The organism is Nocardioides malaquae (genome assembly GCF_015070385.1).
GTDB classification, from domain to species: Bacteria; Actinomycetota; Actinomycetes; order Propionibacteriales; family Nocardioidaceae; genus Nocardioides; species Nocardioides malaquae.
This window is the reverse complement of record NZ_JADCSA010000006.1, coordinates 1-25957: the sequence shown is the minus strand read 5'-3', so window position 1 is coordinate 25957 and position 25957 is coordinate 1. Positions and strand designations below refer to the sequence as shown.

Here is a 25957-nt window from a genome sequence, read left to right as displayed (position 1 = left end):
TCCTACCTGGGCTCGTGGCGGTGATCTGGCTACTCGTCGGCGCTACCCTCCTGGTCTCCGCGGCGGCAGCTGCAGTGCTCCGAGTCGGGCCCCGTGCTGCGGCTCGCCGCGAGGCCGCCTCGGAGCTGGTTGCCGCCGCGACGACGTGGGCGGACCCTGTCGACGCCGATGGCCAGAAGGTCAGAGCCACCGGTTGGACGGCTTCGTGCGCACCCCGATGCGGTCTTCCAGCTCTCGCACCTCGGTCATGACGTCGCTCGCCACCCAGATGCGGTTACGTGACCCGTGACTGATCTCGGCGAGCACCCTCGCGTCGGTGAGCCGATCCAGGGCCTCGTAGGTCCGGGCGGGACTTGCCCCAGTCAGATGCTTCGCTCGCTCGGCGTCGAGGATGGGGACACTCAGCAGGCCGTCGAGCAGCTTCTGTGCTGCGGAGCCGCGCCTGGACTGCACCCGGTCCCGCCACTGTGCTGGCAGCTCGGCCAGATGGTTGGCAGCCTCTTCCGCGGCCTCGGCCGCACCGATGAAGGCATGCGCCAGGTAGGCGACCATGGAGTCGGCGTCGCCCTCGCGATATCCGCGCAGGTGGTCGAAGTACGTGTCGACGTCAGCGAGCATCGCCGCTGCCGCAGGCACCGTGACACTGCGGGTCAGACCACGCCGACGCAGGACCGCCCCGATGAGCCCGCGCCCCACGCGTCCGTTGCCGTCGGCGAACGGGTGGATGGCCTCGAACTGGGCGTGCGCGATCGCTGCCTGGGCGGTGCCGCTCAGGTCGTCACGGTTCGCGAAGACCAGCAGGTCCTCCATGAGCCCGGCGACGTGCGCCGGGGGTGGTGGGACGTGCTGGGAACCGTACGGCGTGAGATCCGATCCGCCGATCCAGTTCTGCACCGTGCGGTACTCCCCGGCGTGATCACGCTCCGTCGGGTCGGTGCCCAACAGTTGGCCGTGGGCCTCAAGAATGGCTGCCTGGGTGAGCGGCTGGCCACCGTTGGTGGAGTTCGTGAGCGCGGTGAGCGCCTGTGCAGCCGCGAAGGTCGACATGGCGCTGTCGGCGGCTTTGGCTCCGACGGACGCTCGGGCCAACTCGTCCATGTCGGCGTAGATCCGTTCGATCTACGCTCGATATTTTCGATTTGCCACCGGCCCCGCCGATGCGGAGGCCGCGCGCGAGCAAGGGCGTGAGCCGATCGTGGGCGACCGCGGTGCCATGCATCCCACCTTGGGTGGAAAGTTGTGGGCATCTGGTGCCCACGATGCTCCACCCAGGCGCCGCACCCAGCGCTTGGATCGGCGAAAGCCCCGCCTTCTCGTCGGTTCCTCCGCCTAGATTCACGCCATGAGCGAGATGTGGGAACGGTTCCAGTGCCGCCTCTCCGTGAAGGTCGACGACCAGACGCGGGGGCCGTGGGCGGCGCCGCAGCACGAGAGCCTGACGCTGGGCCGGGTGCCCCACGCGGGTCTCCACCTCGGGGACGACTGGGTGCCGAGCCGGCTCGGGCGTCTCGTGCCGTTCGACCGCGGCTGGGTGCTGCAGCTGGGGCGGTCGCGCGCGACGGTGGTCAACAAGTACGTCGGGCAACACGTCTTCCGGGGTCGCGCGATGGTCGCCCTCCAACCGGGACGGTCACTGGTGCACTTCCTCGACCTGGACCGGGAGCTCAAGCTCGCGGTCACCATCGGGGCCGACGTCGCCGAGGGCCTCGAGGAGCTGCACAACGCACCGGAGCGTGAGCCGGCCCGCAACCCCGAGACCGTCTACGCGGGCCACGACGTCGAGCTCACCGACCACCAGCGGGCGGTGGTGGCGGTCGCCTACCGGCACCTGATCGAGCGGACCCCGAAGCCTGTCAACGTCACCAAGCACGCCGCTCAGGTGCTCGGAAAGAGCGAGCAGTCGGTGAAGAACACGCTCACCGACGTCCGGCGCAAGGTCAACCGCGAGCGCTGGCTGGACCTGCGTGACACCGAGCACCTCGGCTACTACCTGACCCGCGTCACCCGGGTGATCACTCTCGCCGACCTGCCTGACCACCTCCGCTGAGGGCGGGCAGGGGTTACCCGGGTAACCCTGTGGAAAACGCCCTTCTCGACAGAGTGCTCCACGTCGGCCCATCCAGGGTCGGGACAGGAGTCAGCACCATGATCGAGAACATCCACGTCGGCCGCGGCGTCACCCGCGGATCGATGACCGTCTTCCCGCTGTGGGCCCCGCGCACCGGCCCCAGCACCCACACCGTCTCGCCGCGCACCCTCGACGTGTCGGAGTCCGAGGGCGGCCCGCAGGTCGACACCCTGCTGATGGGCAACCACGGCGACAAGCCGGTCCTCGTGCTCGAGGGTCAGCTCTTCGAGGGCGGCTGGCAGCACCGGATGGCCACCCGGCCCGTGATGATCGGGGTCCACCACCAGGTGCCGGTCGAGGTGGCCTGCGTGGAGCAGGGCCGCTGGGAGGGCGAGCGTACGCAGCGCAGCGCCGGCCGCCGCGCGACGCCGTGGGTGCGCGAGTCGGTGCGGAGTCCCTTCGGCGGCGGTCTGCTCGGCGACGGTCTGTTCGGCGACGTCCAGGGGGAGGTGTGGCGCCGGGTGGCGCACCACACCGCCGACCGACCCGGCAACGAGACGACCTCGCTGGTCACCCGCCTCGACGCGGGCACGGTGACCGACTGGTCGGACTACCAGCTCCTGCCTGGTCAGGCCGGCGTCCTGATGGGTGTCGGTGGTCAGCCCTACGCTGCGGAGTTGTTCGACTCCTCGCGTCACCTGACGCGTCAGGTGCGGGCGATCCTGGAGGCCGCGGCGTTGGACGCCGAGAAGGTCGCCGGGCCGTCCACCCCGTCGCGGCGGGCGCACCGGTTCGTCGACCGCTTCATGGCCCTGGAGGTCCAGGAGCGGCGACCGGCCGGGGTGGCCGAGGAGCACCTGGCTTGCTCGGCCTGGGTGGACGCCTCGGTGGTCCACCACGCCGGACGCCCGGTGCACACGCGGATGACCAACGTGCGGCACCCGATGCTCGCCACCGCTTGAGCGGCCCGGTCGCACCCACGGACCTGCACAGTTTTCACACCCCAGGGGGACACATGGACAAGAGGACACGGAAGACGGGGGCGCTGACCAGTGCCCAGCTGGACCGGGCCACGGGCGTGCTGCTCGCCTCCGCCGCAGGAGACGCGCTCGGCGCGGGCTACGAGTTCGGCTCGGCCCCGTTCGACGGCACGCCCGCGATGATCGGCGGCGGCCTGGGCGGCTTCGCACCCGGCGAATGGACCGACGACACGGCGCAGGCGGTGGCGATCGCCCGCGTCGCGGCCAGCGGCGCCGACCTGCGTACGCCCGACGCACTCGACGCCGTCGCCGCCGGGTTCGCGCAGTGGTATGCCGACGGCCCGCCTGACGTGGGCATCCAGACCGCCGCGGTCCTGCGCCTCGCCGGACGTGACGCCGACGGGGCGACGATGACCGAGGCTGCGCGGCGCGTCCACGGGGCCACCGGGCGCAGCGCCGGCAACGGTTCGCTGATGCGTACCGGTCCCGTGGCACTCGCCCACCTGGACGACCCGACCGCGCTGGTCGAGGCGGCGCTGGCGGTCAGCGCGCTGACCCACCACCAGGCGGAGGCCGGCCAGGCAGCGGCGCTGTGGTGCCTGATGATCCGCCACGCGGTGCTGACCGGGGAGCTCCCGCAGGCCGTGGAGGTGGTCGCGGAACTCGAGGCCGGGCTGGGCGGGCCGGGCTGCGTCGACTGGCTGGCGGTGCTGGCCGAGGCGGAGTCGACGGAGCCGTCGCACTTCACGAGCAACGGCTGGAGCATCGGCGCCCTCCAGGCGGCGTGGTCGGCGATCACCCACACGCCCGTGCCGGATCGGCTGCCGTGCCGCCACCTGCAGGACGCACTGGCCACCGCCATCGGGATCGGCCACGACACCGACACGGTCGCCGCGATCGCCGGCGCACTGCTGGGTGCGCGGTGGGGCGGCAGCGCCGTGCCGCAGGAGTGGCAGGCGCTGCTGCACGGGTGGGGCCTGGAGCCCGGCGAGACCGACGGTGCCGCGGCGTTGGTGCGGTGGGCACTGCCCACCGTGCGCGGCGGCCGGGCGCCCGGCGGCAGCGGGTGGCCGCTGTGCGAGCGGATGGACTACCGCGACTGGGGCGGCGAGGAGACGTGGGTCGCGCACCCGTTCGTCGACGGCGTCTGGATCGGTGGCGCGCTGCCCCTGGACGACCTGCCCGAGGAGATCACCGCCGTGGTGAGCCTCTGTCGGGTCGGCACCCGCCAGGTGCGCGACGGGGTCGTCACCCACGCGGTGCGCCTGCTCGACACCGTCGCCGAGGACAACCCCAACGTCGCCTTCGTCATCGACGACGCCGCCCGCACGGTGCTGCGGCTGCGCGACCAGGGGCACCGCGTCTACCTGCACTGCGTCGCCTCCCACAGCCGGACGCCCACGGTCGCCACCCGCGTCGCCATGCTCGCCGGCCACTCGTTGGAGGAGTCGTACGCTGCCGTCTGCGCCGCGCTTCCGGCCGCGAGGCCGCGGCAGTTCCTGCGGGACGCGCTGGCGGAGCTGGCGGCGGGTGACGCCGAGCGGGCGCGACCGGCTGGGTCAGAAGTCGCTCAGGGGAGGTAGCGGAGGCGGAACGCTGCTGCCCACTCAGCCAGGTCGTCGATGCCTTCGGCCGCTTCGACGATCCGCTCGAGCGACACGTGGACCAGGCGGTCCTGCGAGGAGAGGTGCTCGCGCAGGACGCTGACCGCGGCGTCGGCACCCCGGTCGTCGGCGAGGGCAACGACGGCGACCGACCCGGTGCCGTGCTCGCCGCGGAGCTCCATGGAGGCGGCGAGCATCATGTTGCGCCACAGCTGGTTGGACGTGCTGCCCTTGAGCGCGTCGGGCGCAGAGGCCGGGTTGGCAAACCACCCGCTGGCCTCGGTCACCTCGCGGTAGCGCGGGGTGTCGTACTTCTTCTGGCTGAACGGCTCGGTGTACTTCGTCTCGATGCCGACGAAGCGCGGCCCGGCGGCGGTCTCGTAGAAGATCACGGCATCGAACGCGGTGCGGTCGTTGAGGTGGTCGCGCGGAGGGGGCGCGTACTCGCAGACCACGTCGGTGATGGCCGTCGCGGTCGGGTCGAAGACGCGCTGCACGAGGGTGAGGAACGCGGGCTCCCCGCGCATCGAACCGAAGAGGTTGAAGCAGAGCGGCATGCTCGACAGCATGTTGCGGCGCAGCCGCACGGGGTCGAGAGCGCCGTTCTCCTTCTTCACCTGGGCTGCTCGTTCCTCGGCGTGGGCCTCGGCCTCCGCGGTGAGGAAGTTGAGTGACGGGTCCCGCGCCACGTCCTCCTCGTGGAGGTAGCTCCCAAGCGTCGGGTAGGTGCGGAACCTGCCGGGGCGTGCCCGCAGGACGTGCTCGCGGTACCAGGACTGGTGACGGCGATATCTGGCAATGCGCGCCGCTTCTTTGACGGGTCGGACGTCAGAGCTGTCCCACGCAGGGTCCATCGCGGGAGCGGGGTCGACAGGGAGTCCGGGACGCAGGAGCTTCATGGGCACGACGCTAGTGAGCGTTGGTGTCTGCCGTCCCGGATACAGCCGGGTGGCGTGCCCGAATCCCAGTCAATTTCACTGACTTCGGCGTCTTCCGCCGGTACTCCCCCACTCCTCGTGTCGCCCCCGGCACAATGCCCCCAGGTGTCCCCTGTCCGGTGACACGAATCGACGTGAGCGACGGAGCAGCAGTCACACATGAGCACCTTGGGCAACTTCGTCTGGGGCATCGCCGATGCATTGCGCGGCCCCTACAAGCCCCACCAGTACGGCGACGTCATCCTCCCGATGACGATCCTGCGTCGTCTCGACGCGATGCTCGCCCCGACCCGCGACGAAGTCGCGAAGCTGGTCGCGGCCAACCCCAACCCGGATCTGGCAGCAGCGCGGATCAAGCAGCAGCTGGGGCTGGGCTTCTTCAACACCTCGAAGTGGACGCTCATCAAGCTGCAGGGCGACCCGGACAACCTGGCCGACAACCTCGTCGACTACATCTCCGGGTTCAGCAAGAACATCGACGTCTTCACTGAGTTCAAGTTCGACCAGACCATCCACGACCTGGCCGACAAGGACCGGCTGCTGATCGTGGTCCAGGAGTTCGCGAAGGTCGACCTGTCGCCGGCGAAGATCGACAACGCCGCGATGGGTGACCTCTTCGAAGAGCTCATCCGCAAGTTCGCCGACGCCTCCAACGAGACCGCCGGTGAACACTTCACTCCGCGCGATGCCATCAGGCTCCTGGTCGATCTGCTCTTCGCCGAGGACGACGAGGCCTTGGCCACCGCCAACACGGTGCGCTCCGTCTACGACCCCACCGCAGGAACCGGCGGAATGCTCTCCATCGCCGAGGAACACCTGCGCGCCCTCAATCCCGATGCCCGCCTGCGCCTGTACGGCCAGGAGATCAACCCTCAGTCGTACGCGATCGCGAAGTCCGACATGATCGCCAAGGGCCAGAACGCGGAGAACATCAAACGCGGCGACACCCTGCGCGAGGACAAGTTCGCTGGCACCACCTTCGACTACTGCCTCTCCAACCCACCGTATGGGGTGGACTGGAAGACCGCGCAGGCGGACGTGAAGGCCGAGAACCAGAACTTGGGGCAGGCCTCCCGCTTCCACGCCGGTCTCCCGGCCGTCTCGGACGGCCAGATGCTCTTCCTGCAGCACCTGGTCTCGAAGATGCGGCCCGCGAAGGACGGCGGTGGTCGCGCGGGCATCGTCCTCAACGGTTCCCCGCTCTTCAACGGTGGCGCGGAGTCCGGGCCGTCGAACATCCGCAGGTGGCTGCTCGAGTCCGATCTGGTGGACGCGATCGTCGCGCTGCCGACCGAGATGTTCTACAACACCGGCATCGCGACCTACGTCTGGATCCTCGACAACAAGAAGCCCGCCGAACGTGTGGGCACGGTCCAACTCATTGACGGGACCGACTTCTACGCAAAGATGCGCAAGAGCTTGGGGTCGAAACGCCGCGAGATCACCGAGGCGCAGCGCGCCCAACTCGTGCAGATGTACTCGGAGCACAACCAGGGCGAGAAGTCGAAGATCTTCCGCACCGACGAGTTCGGCTACTGGACCATCACCGTCGAACGCTCTCTCGTGGACGAGGACGGCAACCCGGTCACCGACCGCAAGGGCAACCCCAAACCCGACCCCAAGCTCCGGGACACCGAGAACGTTCCCTTTACCTACAACGGCAATGCCGATGGTGATGCTGGCCGAGACGTGACGGTGAAGGCGTACATGGAGTCCGAGGTGCTGCCGCACGTGCCGGATGCCTGGGTTGACGCCAAGAAGACCAAGATCGGCTACGAGATCCCGTTCACCCGGCACTTCTACACGTACATCCCTCCGCGCCCTCTTGCGGAGATCGACGCTGACCTCAAGACGCAGGTCGCAAAGATCATGGATATGTTGCGCGAGGTGGAGGCGTGACCTGGAACCGCCTGCCAATTCGGCGGATTGCCCGAGTGTTGGGGGGTGGCACCCCAGGGCCCGACCCGGAGAACTGGGATGGCCCCATTCCCTTCGTCACCCCTCCCGACCTGCGTGAAGTTCATGGGGGCCAAGTTGTCGCGACTGGCAGATCACTGACCGCTGAGGGGCTAGCTGCGGGCTCGAACCTCGCTCCAGCCTCGTCAATCATGATTTCGAAGCGTGCCCCGATCGGGTACGTGGCCCGCATCGCTCAAGACAGCGCCTTCAACCAGGGCTGCCTTGCCCTCGCTCCTGACACATCTCGGGTGTCACCCCGCTTCCTCGCTTGGTCCCTGAGTAGCCGAGTCGTGGAACTCAAGTCCTTGGGAAAGGGGACCACGTTCGCAGAGCTTTCAGCCAGCGATCTTGCGAGCCTTGAAGTGTCTCTCCCTAGCGCTAGGGCGCAGGAAACGATCGCGGACTACCTCGACCGCGAGACCGCCCAGATCGACACTCTCATCTCCGAGCAACGCAAACTCGTTGAGTTGCTGGCCTTGCGACGGCAGGCGGCGATCGATGCCCTCTTTGATTCGTCAGATGCACCCGTCATGCAACTGAGGCGGGGTATCGACTTTCTCACCAGCGGGTCTCGAGGTTGGGGGGAGTACTACGCGGACGAAGGTCACCGGTTCGTTCGTATCGGGAACCTGCCGCGTCGGAACGTGAAACTCCGGGGCGATGTTCAGAGAGTCGCGCTGCCGGCGGGAGTCTCTGAGGGAGAGCGCACAAAGCTGCAAGCAGACGACTTGCTCTTCTCGATCACCGCGTACCTGGGATCTGTTGGTGTAGTTGATGACCAATGGGTTGGCGGATATGTGAGTCAGCACGTGGCTCTGTGCAGGCTCGACAAGAGTCGGATGGACCCTCGGTTTGTTGCCTGGGCGATGCTCACGACCCGAGGTCAGCGGCAGCTGAACGAAGGTGCGGCAGGGGGCACGAAGATCCAACTTGCGTTGGATGACATTCGCCGTCTCGCGGTTCCCGTGCCTTCCCTGGCGACCCAGACATCTGTGGTCACAGAGGTGGAACAGCAGACTGAGTCGATCGATCGGCTGATTGACGAGGCACGCCGTCTGGAACAGCTTGCATCGGAACGGCGTGCCGCTCTGATCACAGCCGCCGTCACCGGTCAGATCGAGATCCCGGAGGACTGATGACCATCGAGCTCGGCCGCCTGGCCACCGTCACCCCGCAAGAGGTGTGGCCCCACGAGGCCCACGACTTCACGCCGTGGCTTCTGGCCAACGTCGACGTCCTCAGCGACCTGCTGGGGATGGACTTGGAGCTCACGGCAGCCGAGCACCCGGTGGGCAACTTCCGACTGGACCTGATCGGGCACGACACCACCACCGGTGAGCGGGTGATCGTCGAGAACCAGTTAGCGACCTCAGATCACACCCACCTGGGCCAGATCATCACCTACGCCGCTGGCACCGATCCGACCACGATCGTGTGGATCACGACCGGCTTCCGCCCGGAGCACCGAGCGGCGATCGATTGGTTGAACGAACGCACCGACGAGAACACCCGCGTGTTTGGTGTCGTCATCCATGTCGTGCGGATCGGCGAGTCTCCGGTGGCGCCGAACTTCGAGCTGGTCGCCCAGCCCAACGACTGGGAGAAGACGGTCCGTCAGGTGGCCGCCGGTAGCGCGGCTGTGAGTGAGCAGGCTGTCTTCTACACAGCCTTCTGGGAGCAGTTCCTCCTCGCCGCCCGCGAAACCCGGGAGTCCTGGGTCCCGCGAGGACGTACGACACGCTCCGGCTGGATGGACACCCGCACCGGCGTGGTCGACGCCAACGTGACGATGTGGTTCCAGAAGCGAGGTCTGAGCCTGCAGGTGTACTTCGGCTCCAACGACGAGGCGTTGAACTCCCGTCGGTACGAAGCACTCCTGTCGCGGCGTGACCAGCTGGACGTGCTGCTGGGTGCGGATGTGGAGTGGGACCCCATGCCGGGTCGTAAGGCGAGCCGGTTGGTCATCCCCTCGCCCTTTCCGGCGATGCCGGACGAGGCCCAGTGGCCGGCCGTCAACGCTTGGTTGATCGACCACCAGCGCCGCGTCCGCGCCGCGCTCGAGAGTGTCGGATTCGAGTCCTTGATGGAGCAGGCCGGAGAGAACCCATGAGCGTCGAGCACGAAAAGCATTTCGAGGACGAGATCTGCGACTCCCTCCACGCCCAGGGCTGGATCTACACCACCGACGCCGAGCGGGGTGGCTACGACAAGGCCCGGGCACTGTTCGTGCCCGACGTCCTGGCGTGGCTGAAGGAGACCCAACCGGCCGAATGGGCCAAGGTCGTCAAGCCGTCCATGACTGAGGCCGAGCGTGTCAAGACCACGGAGGCGCTGCTCGACCGGCTCGTGAAGACGCTCGATGCGCCGTTCGGCTCCGACGGCGGCACTCTCAACGTCCTGCGCAAGGGGTTCAAGAAGACCCCGGGCAAGTTCAAGATGGCCGAGTTCAAGCCGGCAACCACGCTCAACGAGACGGTCAACGCGCGTCATGCGTCGATGCGGCTGCGGGTGATGCGGCAGGTGTACTACTCGTCGAAGAACACCAACAGCATCGACCTCGTGCTGTTCGTCAACGGTCTGCCAGTGGCGACGTTGGAGCTGAAGACCGACAACACCCAGTCGATCGAGCACGCGATCAAGCAGTACAAGGAGCACCGCCTCCCGGCCGGGGAGCCGTTGCTGGGATTCGGCAACCGGTGCCTGGTGCACTTCGCGGTCTCCAACGACGAGGTCGCCATGACGACCAAGCTCGCGGGCCCCAAGACGTTCTTCCTGCCTTTCAACGTGGGGCGCGACGGCGGAGCCGGCAACCCGCAGGTCCCCGGAAAGGCCGCGACGTCCTACCTGTGGGAACGGGTGCTGGCGCCGCAAGCCTGGCTGCACATCCTCGGCAAGATGATGCACCTGGAGGAGAAGACCGAGACCGATCCGATGACGGGGACAGTGGAGAAGAAGTCCACGCTGCTCTTCCCGCGGTTCCACCAGTGGGACCTGGTCACGAAACTCTTCGCCACCGTGGCGGAGGAAGGGCCTGGCCACAACTACCTCATCCAACACTCCGCCGGTTCCGGCAAGACGAACTCCATCGCGTGGACCGCGCACGGGCTCGCGACGCTCTACGACGAGGCGAACGAGAAGGTCTTCGACTCCGTCATCGTGGTCACCGACCGCACCGTGCTCGACGACCAACTGCAGAAGGCCGTCAAGCAGATCGAAGGCACCTCCGGCACGGTCGCGCAGATCAACATCGACGAAGCACGCAAGGCTGGTGCGACCTCCAAGTCCGGGCTCCTGGCCGAAGAACTCCTGGCCGGCAAGCTGATCGTCATCGTCACCATGCAGACCTTCCCGTTCGCTCTCGACGCGATCCGGGAGAACGCCGGCCTGGCCGGCAAGAACTTCGCGATCATCGCCGACGAGGCCCACTCCTCCCAGACCGGCCGCACGTCGCAGAAGCTGCGTGCCGTGCTGACCGCCGAGGAAGCCAAGGACCTCGACGACGGCGGCGAGATCGACGTCGAAGCCGTGCTGGCCGCGGAGATGGCCGAGCGGGCGGAGTCGAAGAACCTCTCCTTCTTCGCGTTCACCGCGACCCCGAAGTCGAAGACGCTGGAACTCTTCGGGCGCAAGGACGCCGACGGGAACCCGCGCCCGTTCCACGTCTACACGATGCAGCAGGCCATCGAGGAGGGCTACATCCTCGACGTGCTGCGCAACTACACCACCTACGACACCGCGTTCCAGATCGCCCAGAAGGCGACCGGGAACGGTGACGGCAAGGGGGAGCGACACCTCAAGGCCGTGAAGCTGGTCGACGAGTCCGAGGCCACCAGCCACCTGATGCGCTGGGTGTCGCTGCACCCCACCAACATCGCGCAGAAGGTGCAGATCATCGTCGAACACTTCCGCACCAACGTCGCGCACCTGCTCGACGGGCACGCGAAGGCGATGGTCGTCACCTCCTCACGCGAGCACGCGGTGCGCTACAAGGAAGCGATCGACGCCTACATCGCCACGTCCGGCTACACCGACGTCGCAACCCTGGTCGCGTTCTCCGGGACGCTGACCGCCGAGCAGGCACCCGGTGTCGTGTTCCCCGGAGTCCAGCCACCCTTCTCCGAGGCCAACCTCAACTCCGGCCTGCGCGGACGACCGATCCCGGCCGCGTTCGCCGACGGCTTCCAGCTGCTGATCGTGGCCAACAAGTACCAGACCGGGTTCGACCAGCCGCTGCTGTGCGCGATGTACGTCGACAAACGACTCGACGGCGTCTCAGCCGTGCAGACCCTGTCACGTCTCAACCGCACCTACCCCTCCGCCGGCAAGGACACAACGTACGTCGTGGACTTCGTCAACGAGCCCGAGGAGGTCCTCGAGGCGTTCCTGCCCTACTACAAGGACGCCCAGATCGACGGCGTGACCGACCCCGACCAGGTGCACGACCTCAAGGCCAAGCTCGACAACGCCGGGATCTACACCGAAGGCGAGGTCGACGCGTTCGCCGTCGCGTACCTCAACGGCAAGCACGGCGCGGTCTCCGCACCGCTCGGGTCGGCCGCCGCCCGGTTCGCCGACGCCTGGCACACCGCCCAGACGACGCAGGACAAGGCCCGCGTGGACGAACTGGAACTGTTCCGCAAGGACGTCGGCTCCTACGTGCGGCTCTACGACTTCCTCAGCCAGATCGTGAACTACGAGGACCCCGACCTGGAAAAGCTCGCGCTGTTCCTGCGGCTGCTCAAGGGACGCCTCGTGCGCCCCGAGGCTTCCGACATCATCGACCTCTCCTCGGTCGAGCTCACCCACATCAAGCAGGCCCGCGCCAAGGGCCAGACCCTGGACCTCAACTCCGGCGAAGCCGTGGCGCTGAAGCCGATGACCGCCACCGGGTCGGGCCAGTCACGCGACCCGCACATGGTGCTGCTCGAGGAGGTGCTGGCCAAGGTCAACGCCCTCTTCGACGGCGAGGACTTCACCCCCGGCCAGCAGCGGTCCTGGGTCGAAGGTCTCGTGACCGTGCTTGGCGAGAACACCACCGTGCGCTCCCAGGCCGCAGCCAACACGTCCAAGCAGTTCGTGGAATCACCCGACCTGTCGGACGCCGTGACCGGTGCCGTGCTCGACGCCGGGGACGCGCACACCAAGATGACCGAGAAGTACTTCAGCGACGAGACCTTCAAGGCCAAGCTCGTGAAGCTGCTCGGGGAGTTGGTCCACTCCAACGTGAACCGAGGGGCCTGACGACGCCAGGTCGATCAGGCGCTGGCGAGGCGCCGACTGGCCAACCGGTTGAGGCTGACACCTTCCTCAGCTGCCGCGATGGCCAGCTCGCGGTGGAGCGATTCAGGGACACGGACCTTGAACTCCCCCGAGTACCGGCGCTCACCCATCGGGACGGGCACCGTCTCCCCCTGCTCCTGCATGTCTCCGACGACGTCGTCCACGAGGGCGATGAGGCCAGAGAGGGCCTCGGTCTGCTCCCCTGCCAGCCAGGACAGGGACGGAAACTCGGCCACGGTGGCCACGAACTCCTCATCGTCACCGGACCACAGCACCCGATAGGTGTAGTGCTCGACCTCCACGTCGATTCCTCCTACTTGGGGCCGGTCTTGGGTTACGACGAATGGTGTCACTATTGACACCATTCTTTCAAGCGCGCCGCTACAACGGACGAGGTTCCTCGAAAACCGCCCGCGCTTCCGACGACCTGATCAGGATGGGCACAAGCCGATCTGAGGAGTTGCTGTGCCCTACGCCGTCATCGACTTCGAGACCACCGGGCTGATGCCTGAGCGCTCCGATCGGGTGCTCGAGGTCGGCGTCGTGCTCTCCGACGACCGTGGGCAGGTGGAGCACGAGTGGACGACGCTGGTGAACCCCGGTCGCGACGTCGGCGCGGCACACATCCATGGCATCCGCGCCGCCGACGTCCTCGACGCCCCAGGGTTCGCTGACATCACCGACCACCTGCTCGAGCTCGTTGCCGGCCGCACCGTCGTGGCCCACAACGCGTGGTTCGACATGCGCTTCCTCCGTGCCGAACTGCTCCGAGCTGGCCATGACCTCGACCATCCCCCGGCGGTCTGCTCCATGCGGTGGGCCGGACGGACCATCGGGGCAGCCGCCCTGTGGCAGTGCTGCGAGGCACTCGGCATCGAGTTGGTCAACGCACACACCGCGCTGGACGACGCACGCGCAACGAGCCGTCTGGTGGCTCACCTCGTCGAGATGGTGGGGCAGCACCCGTCGTGGGTGGCTGATCGAGACCTCAGCGCCTCTTTCGCCTGGCCTGGCCAGCGAGTGCCTCGGCCCGCCCCGAGGACAGCGCTGCGGGGTGCAGCGTCGGATGACCCTCACGTCTGGTTGCGTTCGGTGCTCCAGGCCGCGTGGATCCCGGGATCGCCGGAGGACGAGGCGTCCTACTTGCTGCTGCTGAGTCAGGCACTTCTGGACCGCCACGTCTCCGTGACCGAGGGACGAGCGCTGCAGGAGACAGCCGAAGCAGGCGGACTGACCCGGGAGACCATCTCACGACTGCACCACGACCACCTGCGAGCGATCGCGGTCGAGGCCCTCGCAGACGGTGTGGTGACACCCGAGGAGCGTGTCGACCTCGAGCGGGTGGCCGCCGCGCTGGGCCTGGGTGTTCCCTACGTGGACGAGGCCCTCGCCTGGGCCGCTTCCGTGGCTGACACGCGCGCCGCTTCGACAACCTCCTTCACGCTCGCGCCGGGCGACCGCGTCGTCTTCACCGGCGAAATGGCGAAGCCGCGCGACACCTGGGTCAGCGAGATCGTCGCCGCGGGCCTCGCTTCTGGCGGCGTCACCAAGTCGACGAAGGTGCTGGTGAGCGCAGACCCCGACTCGATGAGCGGAAAGGCGGCCAAGGCCCGGAGTTACGGGATCCCGGTGATCTCGGAGGAAGCCTTTGCCCGGCTGTTCGACGCCTTCAGGCAGGAGCACGCTGCGGTCTGAGCCTTGACCGCGGTTCCACGCGTCAGAGCCGTACAACAAGTCTCACGCGATCAAGATCCGCTCCCAAGCAACTCCCCCGGCTGCGTACCTCACGTGCCCGCCACGCGCGCCCGCACAAGCGTCATAGCTCCATAGACTCCCTAGCCGATCCAATCGCTGTGTGGTCTCGAGGTGGGCAGTGTGAGTGTGCTGGGCCGGTTTCCCGGGGGTCACATGTACGTGGATGAGTCGACCGCCAAGCAGTACCTGGTGATGTGTGCGGTCATCCCGACCGGGGACGTCAACGCCACCCGGGGGGCAATGCGCGGCCTCCTGCTCCCAGGCCAGAAGAGCCTGCACATGAAGAACGAGAAGAAGCGTGCGAAGGAGATCCTCGAGAGGATCGTCGCACTCCAACCCTCGGTCCTCGTATTGGCCTGCCACGAGACTGTCCCGGACTTGGTTGCTCGAGAACGTTGCGTGCAACGACTCTCACGGGAGGCGTGCGCGGCTGGCTTGGGGAGAGTCATGCTGGATCCGATCGAGTCACTCCGCCAACGCGATCTGTCATGGATCCACCAAGGAGCAAGAGCGGCCGGCCACACGACGCCACCTTTCCAGTTCGGGCATCAGCAACGTCACGAAGAGCCCCTCATGTGGATCGCAGACGCCGTCGGCTGGGCCTGGCAACGAGGGGGCAAGCACCGATCGACCGTGCGCGGCCTCGTGAAGGTGATCGAGGTGTAGAAAGCGCGAAACCCGACACCGCGGGCGTCCGTCCGGGTATCGGGTTCACTTCTCGGGAGGTAATGCTCCCTCGCCCGTCCAACACTACTGGACATCCGATGGGACGACCAGATCCCGGAACTGACAAGAGCCCCAGTCTCTCGACCGGGGCTCTCGACTCAAGCGTGCGCGAGGGGGGAGTTGAACCCCCACGTCCTTTCGGACACACGGACCTGAACCGTGCGCGTCTGCCTATTCCGCCACTCGCGCTTGAAGCGACAGAAACATATCCCACCCCGCGGTGATCACCCAAACCGGGGCGCCCGCACAGAGACCCCGACGACGGGTCCTGCACCGCTTCTCCACAAGCCCGCCGCCGTGGGAACGAGGGTTCGTCACCGCTCCCCGATACGATCGCCGATAGCCGGGCAGGACCCGCTCGTCCGGCATGCACTGGAGAAGGAGGTCGCGTGGGCGCCCTGCAGCGATTCGAGCAACGCCTGGAGAACCTCATCTCCGGGGCCTTCGCCCGCGCCTTCCGCAGCGCCGTGCAACCGGTCGAGATCTCGGCCGCGCTCCAGCGCGAGGTCGACAACAACTCCCAGATCCTCAGCCGCGACCGGCGCCTGGCCCCCAACGTCTTCCACGTCGAGCTCTCCGACGCCGACCTGGAGCGGCTCTCGCCCTACGACAACGCGATGGCGCGCGACCTCTCCGACCAGCTCGAGGAGCACGCCGACGCCCAGGGCTACGTCTTCCCCGGCGACATCGAGATCCACTTCGAGCAGGCCGGTGACCTGCCCACCGGCCAGATGCGGGTGCGCAGCGCCGCCCGCGCCAGCGTCTCCGGCGGCGGCCAGGAGCACCGCGCCCACTCGCGTACGCCCCGGGCCGTGCTGGAGATCAACGGCACCCGCCACCCGCTCCTGCCGCCCGGCGTCGTCGTGGGCCGCGGCGCCGAGTCAGACGTACGCATCAACGACCCCGGCGTGAGCCGGCGCCACGTCGAGTTCGAGTGCGCCGAGCGCGGCGACGGGCCCTACGTCACCGTCTCCGACCTGGGCTCCACCAACGGGATGCTCGTCGACGGCCAGCGCGTCGACCACGCCCGGCTGGGCGACGGCTCGACCGTCAAGATCGGCAGCACCGTCGTCCGGGTGCTCTTCACCCACGACGACGACTCGAGGAGGAGCTGACCTGTGTCGGAGCTGACGCTCTTCCTGATCCGGTTCGCCTATCTGGCGGTGCTGTGGATCTTCGTGCTCGCCGCCGTCTCCGTGGTGCGTTCCGACATGTTCGGCGCCCGCGTGCCCGAGCCGCGCGCCGCCCGCGGCGGCCGCCTGGGACGTACGAAGGCCCCCCGCCCTGCCAAGGCTCCCCGTCGCCGCGGCTCGCCCACCCAGGTCGTGGTCGTCGAGGGCGCCAACACCGGCGAGCACGCCGAGCTCAACGGTGAGCCCGTGCTCATCGGACGCGGCACCGACGCGGCCATCCGCCTCGACGACGACTACGTCTCCACCCGCCACGCCCGCATCGCGCTCTCGGGCGACCAGTGGTATGTCGAGGACCTCGGCTCCACCAACGGCACCTACGTGGGCAGCGCGCGCCTGACCGAACCGATGGCGGTGAGCGTCGGCAGCCAGGTGCGGATCGGCAAGACCCTCCTCGAGCTGCGGAAGTAGGGCCTGGCGTGACCGAGCTCGACACCGACACCGACACGGCCGTGCGCCCCGCGGTGCGCGCCGACGGCCCCGAGCCGACCGGCGACGCCGCCCTGCGCCTGACCTGGTCGGCGATCTCCGACGTCGGCCGGGTGCGCAAGGACAACCAGGACTCCGGCTACGCCGGCCCGTGGCTGCTGATCGTGGCCGACGGCGTCGGTGGCGCAGCCCGCGGTGACGTCGCCTCCGCCACCGCCGTGCAGGTGATGCGGCGCCTCGACGAACCGCCCGGCGACGACGCGCAGGAGCGGCTCGCCGGCGCCCTGCACCGCGCCCACGACCGGATCGCCGAGCTCGTCGAGGACGACGAGTCGCTCAACGGCACCAGCACCACCGCCACCGTGGGCCTCTTCGACGGCCGCCAGCTCTCCGTCGGCCACGTCGGCGACTCCCGCGCCTACCTGCTGCGCAACGCCGAGCTGAGTCTCCTCACCCACGACCACACCTTCGTGCAGAGCCTTGTCGACGAGGGCCGCATCTCCGAGGAAGAGGCCCGGGTCCACCCCCACCGCAACCTCATCCTCAAGGCCCTCGACGGCGTCCGCGACCCCGCCCCCGACCTCTTCAGCGTGCCGCTGCAGGCCGGCGACCGACTCCTGCTCTGCTCCGACGGCGCCAGCGGCGTGCTCGACGACGACCGCCTCGCCGCGGTGCTCGGCGACGGCACCCCCGACTTCGCAGCCGTCGAGCTCGTGCGCGCCAGCCTCGAGGCCGGCAGCAGCGACAACGTGACCTGCGTGGTCGCCGACGTCGTCACCGACGACACCCCGCGCAGCGACGACCTCGCGCCCCTGCTCGTGGGCGCGGCGGCCGACCTGCCGCGTACGACCGGGGCTGGCGTCAGCGACACCGCCCGGCGCGCGACGGGTCGCCCCGCCGCCGCCACCGAGGCGCTGCCGCCCGGCGCGGAGGGCGCGATCGAGACCGACCCCGAGGCGGTCCGCTACGCCCCGCAGCCGCCCGCCCGCTTCATGGCGTTGAAGCGTCTCCTGGTGCTCGTCACCGTGGGCGGCCTGCTGTGGATCGCCGGCGTGGCTGCTTGGTCGTGGAGTCAGCAGCAGTACTACGTCGGCGAGCACGAGGGCGCCGTCGCGGTCTTCCGCGGCATCGACGCCACGCTGCCCGGCGGCTTCGAGCTCTCCCAGCCCTACGAAGTCTCCGACGTGCGCATGGACGGGCTCTCCAGCTATGACGCCGCGCTCGTGCGTGACGGCATCGAGGCCGCTGGTCTGGACGCCGCCCGCACGGTCGTCGACAACCTCGCTGCCCAGCAGTTCGGCGGGTGATGATGACCGGCAACCACCACTCCGCCGCCGCCTCACTGATGGGCTTCGTGCACCGCAGCCGCCGCGGGGCAGAGCTCCTCCTGCTCGTGCTCGCCCTCGCCGTCGGCCTGGGCGCCTACGCCGCCGTCGGCGTCGGCGTCAAAGGCGAGGTGCCGGTCAACATCCTCGGCTACGGCAGCTGGTTGGCGATCCTGCTGCTCGGGGCCCACGTCGCGCTCCGCTTCCTCGCGCCCTACGCCGACCCCGTCCTGCTGCCCGTGGTCGCCGCCCTCAACGGCCTGGGCCTGGCCGTGATCTATCGGATCGACCTCGCCCGCGGCAAGGAGATCGGTGGGCTCGCCCAGCAGCAGCTGATCTGGATGACGCTCGGCGTCGTGCTCTTCGTGGCCACCCTGTGGGCGGTGCGCGACCACCGCCTGCTGCAGCGCTTCACCTACACCTCCGCGCTGGCCGCGGTCGTCCTGCTCCTGCTGCCGATGGTGCCGGGTCTGGGATTCAGCGTCTACGGCGCCCGGATCTGGATCGGCCTCTTCGGCTTCACCTTCCAGCCCGGCGAGATCGCCAAGGTGCTGCTCGTCGTCGCCTTCGCCGGCTACCTGGTGCACCACCGCGACGCGCTGGCGCTCGCAGGTCGCCGCGTCCTCTTCATCGACCTGCCCCGCGGCCGCGACCTCGGCCCGATCCTGGTGATGTGGCTGGTCAGCCTCGGCATCCTCGCCGCCCAGCGCGACCTCGGCTCGGCGCTGCTCTTCTTCGGCCTCTTCCTGGTGCTGCTCTACGTCGCCACCGAACGACCCGGATGGATCGTGGTCGGTGGCGGCCTCTTCGCCGTCGGCGCGACACTCGGCTACCTGGCCTTCGGCCACGTGCGCAACCGTGTGCGGATCTGGCAGGACCCGATGGCCTACATCGACCAGAAGCCCGGCAGCGGCCAGCTCGTCGAGGGGCTCTTCGGCATGGCCTGGGGCGGTCTCATCGGCCGCGGCTTCGGCGAGGGCTCGCCGTGGCGCATCCCGGTCGTCGAGTCCGACTTCATCCTCGCCGCCGTCGGCGAGGAGCTCGGCCTGACCGCGGTCATGGCCGTCATCCTCTGCTACGGCCTGATCGTGGAGCGTTCGCTGCGCACCGCCCTGATCTGCCGTGACGGCTTCGGCAAGCTGTTGGCCGTCGGCCTCGGCTCGGTCCTGGCGCTGCAGACCTTCGTGGTGATCGGCGGCGTGACCGCCCTCATCCCGCTCACCGGTCTGACCACGCCCTTCCTCTCCTACGGCGGCTCGTCGCTGGTGGCCAACTGGATCATCGTGGCCCTCGTCGCGCGGGTCTCCGACCACGCGCGCAAGCCCCCGCCGGAGCTGATGCCCGACCACGACGAGGACGACTCCGAGACCACCCAGGTGGTGCGCCTGCGATGAACAAGCCCATCCGGATGATCTCGATCTTCTGCCTGGTGCTCTTCCTGCTGCTGCTGGGCAACGTCACGTGGCTGCAGGTCTTCAAGGCCGGCTCGCTGGCCGACAGCGGCCACAACCAGCGCGTGATCGCCGACAACTTCTCCCGCGAGCGCGGCGCCATCCTCGTGGGCCGCCAGCCCGTCGCGCAGTCGGTGCCCGTCGACTCGCAGTACGAGTTCCAGCGCGAGTACCCCCGCCCCCGGCTGTACGCCCACCTCACCGGCCGCTTCAACTGGTTCGGCACGACCGCGCTCGAACGCAGCCAGGACGACCTGCTCTCCGGCGAGGACTCCCGCCTCTTCGTCAACCGCGTCATCGACATGCTCAGCAACCGTTCGCCCAAGGGCGGCAACGTCCAGCTGACCATCAACCCCGCCGCGCAGCAGGCCGCCTTCGAGGGCCTCTCCGCGCTGCCGGGCAACGTCGAGGGCGCCGTGGTGGCCATCGAGCCCGACACCGGCAAGATCCTCGCCTCCGTCTCGCTGCCCACCTACAACCCCAACCAGCTGGCCAGCCACCGCTTCGGTGAGGTCATCAAGGCCCAGGAGCGGCTCGAGGCCGACGACTCCGAGCCGCTGATCAACCGCGCCACAGCGATGCGGCTCCCGCCCGGGTCGACCTTCAAGCTCGTCACCGCCGCGGCCGCCATCGAGTCCGGCGACTACAACGCCGACTCCCAGGTGCCCGGCGGCGACTCCTACCAGCTGCCGCTGACCTCGGGCGAGTCCGGCCGCATCACCAACGAGGGCCGGGCCTGCGGGGGCCCGAAGGTCTCCTTCCGCCAGGCGATGGGCAACTCCTGCAACACCACGTTTGCCGCACTGGCCGTGGAGGTCGGCGCCGAAGAGATGGCCGAGCGTGCCGAGCGCTTCGGCTTCAACCGTGACTACCTCTCGGAGATCCCGCAGGCCCAGTCGGTCTTCCCGACCGACATGGACGCCGCCCAGACCGGTCAGGCTGGTCTGGGTCAGTTCGAGGTCGCCGCGACGCCCCTGCAGATGGCCATGGTCGCCGGCGGCATCGCCAACGGCGGCACGGTGATGAAGCCCTACCTCGTCGACGAGGTGCGTACGCCCCAGCTGCAGGTGCTCGACAAGACCGAGCCTTCGCAGCTCAACCAGGCCGTCAGCTCGCGCACCGCCCGTGAGCTGACCGACCTGCTCGTGCACACCGTCGACAACGGCACCGCCAGCCCCGCCGCCATCCCGGGCGTGAAGGTCGCCGGCAAGACCGGCACCGCCCAGTCCGGCCTCGACGACGTGCCGCCGTATGCCTGGTTCGTCTCCTTCGCGCCCGCCAACGACCCCGAGGTCGCGGTGGCCGTGATGATCCAGCGGGCCGACATCGACCGCGGCGAGGTCGCCGGCGGACGCCTCGGCGGCCCCATCGCCAAGGCAGTCATGGAAGCGGTGATCTCCCGATGAGCTCCCCCATCAGCAGTGTCGGACGCAACGGGCGCTACGTGCTCGACTCCCGCATCGCCACGGGCGGCATGGGCGAGGTGTGGCGCGCCACCGACACCTCCCTGGGCCGCCAGGTCGCCGTCAAGCTGCTCAAGGCGGAGTATGCCGACGACGCGCTCTTCCGCCACCGGTTCGAGTCGGAGGCCCAGCACGCCGCGGCGCTCTCCCACCCCGGCATCGCCGCCGTCTTCGACGTGGGCGAGGTCAACAACCCCGACGGCGGGCCCCCGCGACCCTTCCTGGTGATGGAGCTCGTCGACGGGCAGCCCCTCTCGAACCTCATCCGGCCCAGCGCCCCCATGGACCCGACCGCCGTGCGCGACCTGCTCGCCCAGGTCGGTGACGCCCTCGGGGCCGCCCACCGCGCCGGCATCGTGCACCGCGACGTGAAGCCGGCCAACCTGCTCGTCACCCCCGAGCGCCGCGTCAAGGTGACCGACTTCGGCATCGCCCGCGCCGCCGAGGCGGTCGCGCTCACCCAGACCGGCCAGGTCATGGGCACCCCGCAGTACCTCTCCCCCGAGCAGGCCGAGGGTGGCCAGGCCACCGCCGCCTCCGACGTCTACTCCCTCGGGGTCGTCGCCTTCGAGTGCCTCGCCGGACGCCGCCCGTTCGAGGCCGACTCTCCGGTCGCCACGGCGCTGGCCCACCTGCGCAACCCGGTGCCCGACCTGCCGCCGAGCGTGCCCGCCGACCTCGCTGCCGTCGTACGCCGCGCGCTGTCGAAGAAGCCCGCCGAGCGGTTCGCCGACGGTGCCGCCTTCGCCGCCGCCCTGCGCGACCCGGCCACCCATGCTGTCACCGCCCCGGCGGTCGCCCCCGTGCCGATGGACCCGCCCACTGCAGCGACCCAGGTGCAGCCCGCCGCCACCCAGGTCGTGCCGGCCACCACCGCCAACCCCCTGCCGACCGGAGGCGTGCCCGCCCACGGCGTGGCAAGCGGACCCACGCGCGGGGAGCGCCGCTCGGCCACGGCCGCCGCCGTCGTCGTGGTGCTCGTGGTGGCCGCGCTGATCGCCGCCGCCGTCTGGTGGTCGCAGTCGGGCGACGACGTCGACGACCCCGGCCCGGTCACCCCGACCCCCACCGCGAGCGAGAGCTCCGAGCCCGACGACGAGCCCGAGGAGGTGCGCGTCGACCCGGGTGACTACGAGGGTCGTGACGTGGCCGCGGTGGTCGCCGAGCTGGAGGCCCTGGGCCTGCGCGTCACCCGCGACGAGCGGGAGAACCCCGGCGACGAGACCCCGGGCGAGGTGATCGAGGTGAACCCCTCCGGCACGCTGCAGGAGGGTGACAGGATCACGGTGTCCTTCTGGGGCCCGCGCCCCACCGAGGAGCCGGAGCCCGAGCCGGAGCCCACCGAGACACCCACCCCGACCCCGACACCCACCCCCACGCCGACGCCCACCCCCACGCCGACGGAGACACCCACCCCGTCGGAGGAACCCGCACCGACCACCACGCCCGACTCTCCCGGGGGCGACGTGCCTCCTGAGGAGCCCGGCGTGGCCCCCCAGTCCTGAGAGGTCTGAGATGAGCATGTCTGAGCCGACGACGGTCGGCGGTCGCTACGAACTCGGCGAGCTGCTGGGCCGTGGCGGCATGGCCGAGGTCCGCAAGGGTGTCGACACCCGGCTCGGACGCACGGTGGCGGTCAAGCGACTGCGCACCGACCTCGCCAGCGACGCCACCTTCCAGGCCCGGTTCCGGCGCGAGGCCCAGTCGTCGGCCTCCCTCAACCACCCCGCCATCGTGTCGGTCTACGACACCGGCGAGGAGTGGAGCGACCCCCAGGGCGTCGCCCAGCCCTACATCGTCATGGAGTACGTCGCCGGGCGTACGCTGCGCGAGGTGCTGCGCGAGGGCCGCAAGATCCTGCCCGAGCGGGCGCTCGAGATCACCAGCGGCGTGCTCGCCGCCCTCGACTACAGCCACCGCGCCGGCATCATCCACCGCGACATCAAGCCGGCCAACGTCATGCTGACCCCGTCGGGCGACGTCAAGGTGATGGACTTCGGCATCGCCCGCGCCGTCTCCGACGCCTCCACCACGATGACCCAGACCGCGGCCGTGGTCGGCACCGCGCAGTACCTCTCCCCCGAGCAGGCGCGCGGCGAGACCGTCGACTCGCGCTCCGACGTCTACTCCACCGGCTGCCTGCTCTTCGAGCTGCTGACAGGTCGTCCGCCCTTCATCGGCGAGTCGCCGGTGGCGGTCGCCTACCAGCACGTGCGCGAGCCGGTCACCCCGCCGAGCGAGTTCGAGCCCGACCTGCCGCCGGAGGTCGACGCCATCGTGCTGAAGGCGCTGGCCAAGCGCGTCGAGGACCGCTACCAGAGCGCCGCCGCCATGCGGCAGGACATCGAGCGTCACCTCGCCGGCCAGGCCGTCGTCGTGGCGCCCACCCCGCAGCCGCCCGCCACCAACGCGCCCCCCATGGCCGTCGCGGCGACCGTGCCGCCGGCCGAGCAGACCGCGACCCGCCCCCCGGTCCGCGACGACCGGCGCGAGCGCAGCGGCCTGCTCTTCCTCGTGATCGGCCTGGTGCTGGCCCTGGCCGTCGCCGCCGTCTTCGTGCTGCCTCGCCTCTTCGAGAGCGCCGACGACCAGGTGCGGGTGCCGAGCGTGATCGGCATGTCGGAGGAGGAGGCGCGCACCGCCATCGGTGACGCCGAGCTGAGCGTCGGTCGCGTCGACTACGAGGCCTCGACCGACGCCGACGCCGACGAGGTGCTGCGCCAGGACCCCAACGCGATCTACGTCGACCCCGGCACCACCGTCAACCTGGTGGTCTCCACCGGCCCCCCGATGGTGGAGGTGCCGTTCCTCATCGGCCAGGACCGCCGCAGCGCGCGGCAGGTGCTGGAGGACCGCAACCTCGAGGTGAAGATCGAGGTCGAGGAGTCGGACAAGCCCAAGAACGAGGTGATCCGCTCCGAGCCCGCGGCCTACCGCGAGGTGCAGGAGGGCAGCACCGTCACCCTCTACGTCTCCGACGGCCCCGAGACCATCCCCGACGTGGTGGGCATGAAGCAGAAGGAAGCCATCCGGGTGCTCAGCGAGGCCGGCTTCGAGGCCGACGTCGTGGAGGACAGCAACACCACCGAGCCCAAGGGCACCGTCATCCGGCAGAGCCCCCAGTCGGGCAACGAGGCCGCCAACGGCGCCACGGTGACCATCGTGGTCTCCACCTACGAGGAGCCCGAGCCCGACCCGGACCCGTCGGAGACACCCGGCCCGGAGGAGCCGGGCCCGCCCGGCAGCCCGGGACCGTCGGTGCCGGTGCCGACGGGCGTACCGCCGCTGCCGGACCCGGCGCGCCAGGACTGAGCAGCGCGGCTGGCCCCGTGGACCTGGGCCTTCGGGCTCAGGACTCCATCGGCTCCGCGTAGCTGAGGTTGACCGGCACGTCGTAGGCCGGCGCGGTGGCGTGGTCGACGAGCTCGATCTCGTAGCCGACCGCGATCTCGGGATCTGTCGAGTCCTCGCGGTAGAGCGAGACGTAGTCGTCGGCCTGGATCTCGGAGAAGATGTCGAGCTGGTCACCGATCGCGGTGATCACGTAGGGCGGCGAGTAGGGCAGGCCCTGCAGCTGCACCGTGTTGCCGCTGCACTTGATGCCGGTGGTGGCGATGACCCGCTTGCCCTGGATCGTCACCGCCTCGGCGCCGGCGCGCCACATCGCGTTGACGACCGCCTGGATGTCCTGCTGGTGCACGACCATCTTGTCGCGCTCCTCGTTGGTGGCCGCCTCGCGGATGAGGTCCTCCGGGGCGTCGGTCAGCGTGACCGTGACGGCCGTGCCCGACTTGGCGGTGTAACCGGTGGGGTCGAGCAGCTTCTCGATGCGTCGGTTGTAGCGGTTGGTGTCGCGGTCGTCGTACGCCCTGGCGAGGGCCGCCACCTCCGCGTCGAGCCGCGCCGCCTCCTCGGTGAGGCGCTCCAGCTCCGCGGTCTCGGCCTCCACGATCGAGGCGATGTCGGTGTAGCGGGTGGGACGCAGGTCGCCACCGTCGCTGTTCTGTGCGCTCACCACGAAGAGGGTGCCGCTGAGCAGCAGGATCATCGGGGTCGCCACACGCCATGCCCGCCGGGTGGGGGAAACGCGTGGCTCCTCGGTCATGCGACTACGCTAACTGCGCCTGCCAACACAGTCACGCGGGCGCCGTCACACCCGCACACATCCCAGGAGTCACCCGGTGTCGAAGCCCAAGGCCCACAACGAGTCACTGGCCCTCGAGAAGGAGAAGATCTTCTCCGTCCGCTTCATCGTGGCGATCGTCCTGCTCGTCGCCGGCATCGCGTGGATCGCCTACTACTACACGGGCGTACGCCCCGACCCGACGGTCTTCCCGCCCGAGGACCCGTCCGGCCCGAAGGCCATCGGCGACCTGGGCATGTGGAACTACACCATCGGCTTCGCCCTGATCCTCGTCGGCCTGATGGTCGCCGCCCACCCGTCGACCCCCGCCGGCCGCGGCCGCGGCGTCGTGATCGGGATGCTCGGCTGCTTCCTCATCGGCCTGCTGTGGATCTGCACCTTCTACGTCTTCAGCGGCGAGAAGCTCAACGACATCTGGGTGCTCAACGACCTGGGCAACTACAACCTCCTCGTCGGCATCGGCTTCATGGCCGCCGGCTTCGCCTACGCCACCCGCTGGGAGTGAGCCGCCGGGAGTGACCCACTCCCGCTGCCCCTCACGCACCAACCGAAATGGTCGTTTCTTGGCGGCGGATTCCAGTTGGTCACGCAACACCGTGGTGTTTGTGGTGGGTCAAGAGTAGGTCGTCGAGGACCTCGGCCGGG

General features: G+C 69.2%; 20 protein-coding genes and 1 tRNA gene. 16 read left to right on the top strand and 5 right to left on the bottom strand.

Annotated features, from left to right (window positions below):
- Nucleotides 1-180: 180 nt before the first annotated feature.
- Nucleotides 181-1098, bottom strand: coding sequence for a Fic family protein (locus IEQ44_RS07560; RefSeq protein ID WP_193637849.1), 918 nt, complete (start codon nucleotides 1096-1098; stop codon nucleotides 181-183).
- Between the two features lie 244 nt (nucleotides 1099-1342).
- Between IEQ44_RS07560 and IEQ44_RS07555 the strand changes: the two genes are divergently transcribed.
- From IEQ44_RS07555 to IEQ44_RS07545, 3 genes are all read left to right on the top strand, one after another.
- Entirely contained in the window at nucleotides 1343-2047 is a 705-nt protein-coding gene (locus IEQ44_RS07555) for a hypothetical protein (RefSeq protein ID WP_193637848.1), read from the top strand.
- A gap of 98 nt (nucleotides 2048-2145) precedes the next feature.
- On the top strand, nucleotides 2146-3030 hold the full coding sequence (locus IEQ44_RS07550; RefSeq protein WP_193637847.1) for an ARPP-1 family domain-containing protein: 885 nt from the start codon (nucleotides 2146-2148) through the stop codon (nucleotides 3028-3030).
- A gap of 53 nt (nucleotides 3031-3083) precedes the next feature.
- Complete coding sequence (locus IEQ44_RS07545; RefSeq protein ID WP_193637846.1) at nucleotides 3084-4631, top strand: ADP-ribosylglycohydrolase family protein; 1548 nt, start codon at nucleotides 3084-3086, stop codon at nucleotides 4629-4631.
- On the opposite strand, the gene IEQ44_RS07540 is transcribed toward IEQ44_RS07545, so the two are convergent.
- A complete protein-coding gene (locus IEQ44_RS07540) occupies nucleotides 4619-5551 on the bottom strand; it encodes a PGN_0703 family putative restriction endonuclease (RefSeq protein WP_193637845.1) in 933 nt (310 codons plus the stop codon). The genes IEQ44_RS07545 and IEQ44_RS07540 overlap by 13 nt on opposite strands.
- A gap of 198 nt (nucleotides 5552-5749) precedes the next feature.
- On the opposite strand from IEQ44_RS07540, the gene IEQ44_RS07535 reads away from it, so the two are divergent.
- Genes IEQ44_RS07535 through IEQ44_RS07520 form a run of 4 tightly spaced genes read left to right on the top strand, consistent with a single transcriptional unit; the run spans nucleotide 5750 to nucleotide 12790 of the window.
- Nucleotides 5750-7489 carry a type I restriction-modification system subunit M gene (locus tag IEQ44_RS07535; RefSeq protein ID WP_193637844.1) on the top strand — a complete coding sequence of 580 codons (1740 nt, stop codon included), beginning with the start codon at nucleotides 5750-5752 and terminating at the stop codon, nucleotides 7487-7489.
- Entirely contained in the window at nucleotides 7486-8685 is a 1200-nt protein-coding gene (locus IEQ44_RS07530) for a restriction endonuclease subunit S (RefSeq protein WP_193637843.1), read from the top strand. The genes IEQ44_RS07535 and IEQ44_RS07530 overlap by 4 nt, the downstream gene beginning before the upstream one ends.
- Nucleotides 8685-9659 (top strand): DUF4268 domain-containing protein, encoded by a 975-nt coding sequence (locus tag IEQ44_RS07525; protein ID WP_193637842.1) that lies wholly within the window; start codon nucleotides 8685-8687, stop codon nucleotides 9657-9659. The genes IEQ44_RS07530 and IEQ44_RS07525 overlap by 1 nt, the downstream gene beginning before the upstream one ends.
- Complete coding sequence (locus tag IEQ44_RS07520) at nucleotides 9656-12790, top strand: type I restriction endonuclease subunit R (RefSeq protein WP_193637841.1); 3135 nt, start codon at nucleotides 9656-9658, stop codon at nucleotides 12788-12790. The genes IEQ44_RS07525 and IEQ44_RS07520 overlap by 4 nt, the downstream gene beginning before the upstream one ends.
- A gap of 14 nt (nucleotides 12791-12804) precedes the next feature.
- Here IEQ44_RS07520 and IEQ44_RS07515 read toward each other — a convergent pair whose 3' ends face one another.
- Nucleotides 12805-13131, bottom strand: coding sequence for a type II toxin-antitoxin system HicB family antitoxin (locus IEQ44_RS07515; RefSeq protein ID WP_319804555.1), 327 nt, complete (start codon nucleotides 13129-13131; stop codon nucleotides 12805-12807).
- A gap of 163 nt (nucleotides 13132-13294) precedes the next feature.
- Here IEQ44_RS07515 and IEQ44_RS07510 point away from each other — a divergent pair, with 163 nt between their 5' ends.
- Nucleotides 13295-14524: an exonuclease domain-containing protein gene (locus IEQ44_RS07510; RefSeq protein ID WP_193637839.1), complete on the top strand. Its 1230-nt coding sequence runs from the start codon at nucleotides 13295-13297 to the stop codon at nucleotides 14522-14524.
- 891 nt (nucleotides 14525-15415) lie between these two features.
- Here IEQ44_RS07510 and IEQ44_RS07505 read toward each other — a convergent pair.
- A tRNA-Leu gene (locus IEQ44_RS07505) sits at nucleotides 15416-15499 on the bottom strand.
- 200 nt (nucleotides 15500-15699) lie between these two features.
- Between IEQ44_RS07505 and IEQ44_RS07500 the strand changes: the two genes are divergently transcribed.
- From IEQ44_RS07500 to pknB, 7 genes are read left to right on the top strand one after another with little or no spacing between them, the layout of a single operon-like run.
- On the top strand, nucleotides 15700-16425 hold the full coding sequence (locus tag IEQ44_RS07500) for an FHA domain-containing protein (RefSeq protein ID WP_193637838.1): 726 nt from the start codon (nucleotides 15700-15702) through the stop codon (nucleotides 16423-16425).
- A 3-nt stretch (nucleotides 16426-16428) separates the two neighbouring features.
- Nucleotides 16429-16911, top strand: coding sequence for an FHA domain-containing protein FhaB/FipA (locus IEQ44_RS07495; RefSeq protein WP_193637837.1), 483 nt, complete (start codon nucleotides 16429-16431; stop codon nucleotides 16909-16911).
- Nucleotides 16912-16919: 8 nt separating this feature from the next.
- Nucleotides 16920-18236, top strand: coding sequence for a PP2C family protein-serine/threonine phosphatase (locus IEQ44_RS07490; RefSeq protein WP_319804554.1), 1317 nt, complete (start codon nucleotides 16920-16922; stop codon nucleotides 18234-18236).
- Between the two features lie 2 nt (nucleotides 18237-18238).
- Nucleotides 18239-19648 carry an FtsW/RodA/SpoVE family cell cycle protein gene (locus tag IEQ44_RS07485; protein WP_193637836.1) on the top strand — a complete coding sequence of 470 codons (1410 nt, stop codon included), beginning with the start codon at nucleotides 18239-18241 and terminating at the stop codon, nucleotides 19646-19648.
- Entirely contained in the window at nucleotides 19645-21111 is a 1467-nt protein-coding gene (locus IEQ44_RS07480; RefSeq protein WP_193637835.1) for a peptidoglycan D,D-transpeptidase FtsI family protein, read from the top strand. Before IEQ44_RS07485 ends, IEQ44_RS07480 begins: the two co-directional genes overlap by 4 nt.
- The gene (locus IEQ44_RS07475; protein WP_193637834.1) at nucleotides 21108-22673 is read left to right on the top strand and encodes a protein kinase domain-containing protein; all 1566 of its coding nucleotides are present in this window, start codon (nucleotides 21108-21110) and stop codon (nucleotides 22671-22673) included. The genes IEQ44_RS07480 and IEQ44_RS07475 overlap by 4 nt, the downstream gene beginning before the upstream one ends.
- A gap of 10 nt (nucleotides 22674-22683) precedes the next feature.
- Nucleotides 22684-24480, top strand: coding sequence for a Stk1 family PASTA domain-containing Ser/Thr kinase (gene pknB / locus IEQ44_RS07470; RefSeq protein ID WP_193637833.1), 1797 nt, complete (start codon nucleotides 22684-22686; stop codon nucleotides 24478-24480).
- Nucleotides 24481-24517: 37 nt separating this feature from the next.
- Here pknB and IEQ44_RS07465 read toward each other — a convergent pair whose 3' ends face one another.
- Nucleotides 24518-25273 carry a DUF881 domain-containing protein gene (locus IEQ44_RS07465; protein ID WP_193637832.1) on the bottom strand — a complete coding sequence of 252 codons (756 nt, stop codon included), beginning with the start codon at nucleotides 25271-25273 and terminating at the stop codon, nucleotides 24518-24520.
- A 13-nt stretch (nucleotides 25274-25286) separates the two neighbouring features.
- On the opposite strand from IEQ44_RS07465, the gene IEQ44_RS07460 reads away from it, so the two are divergent.
- Nucleotides 25287-25817 (top strand): cell division protein CrgA, encoded by a 531-nt coding sequence (locus IEQ44_RS07460; RefSeq protein WP_319804575.1) that lies wholly within the window; start codon nucleotides 25287-25289, stop codon nucleotides 25815-25817.
- The last annotated feature ends 140 nt before the right edge of the window (nucleotides 25818-25957 follow it).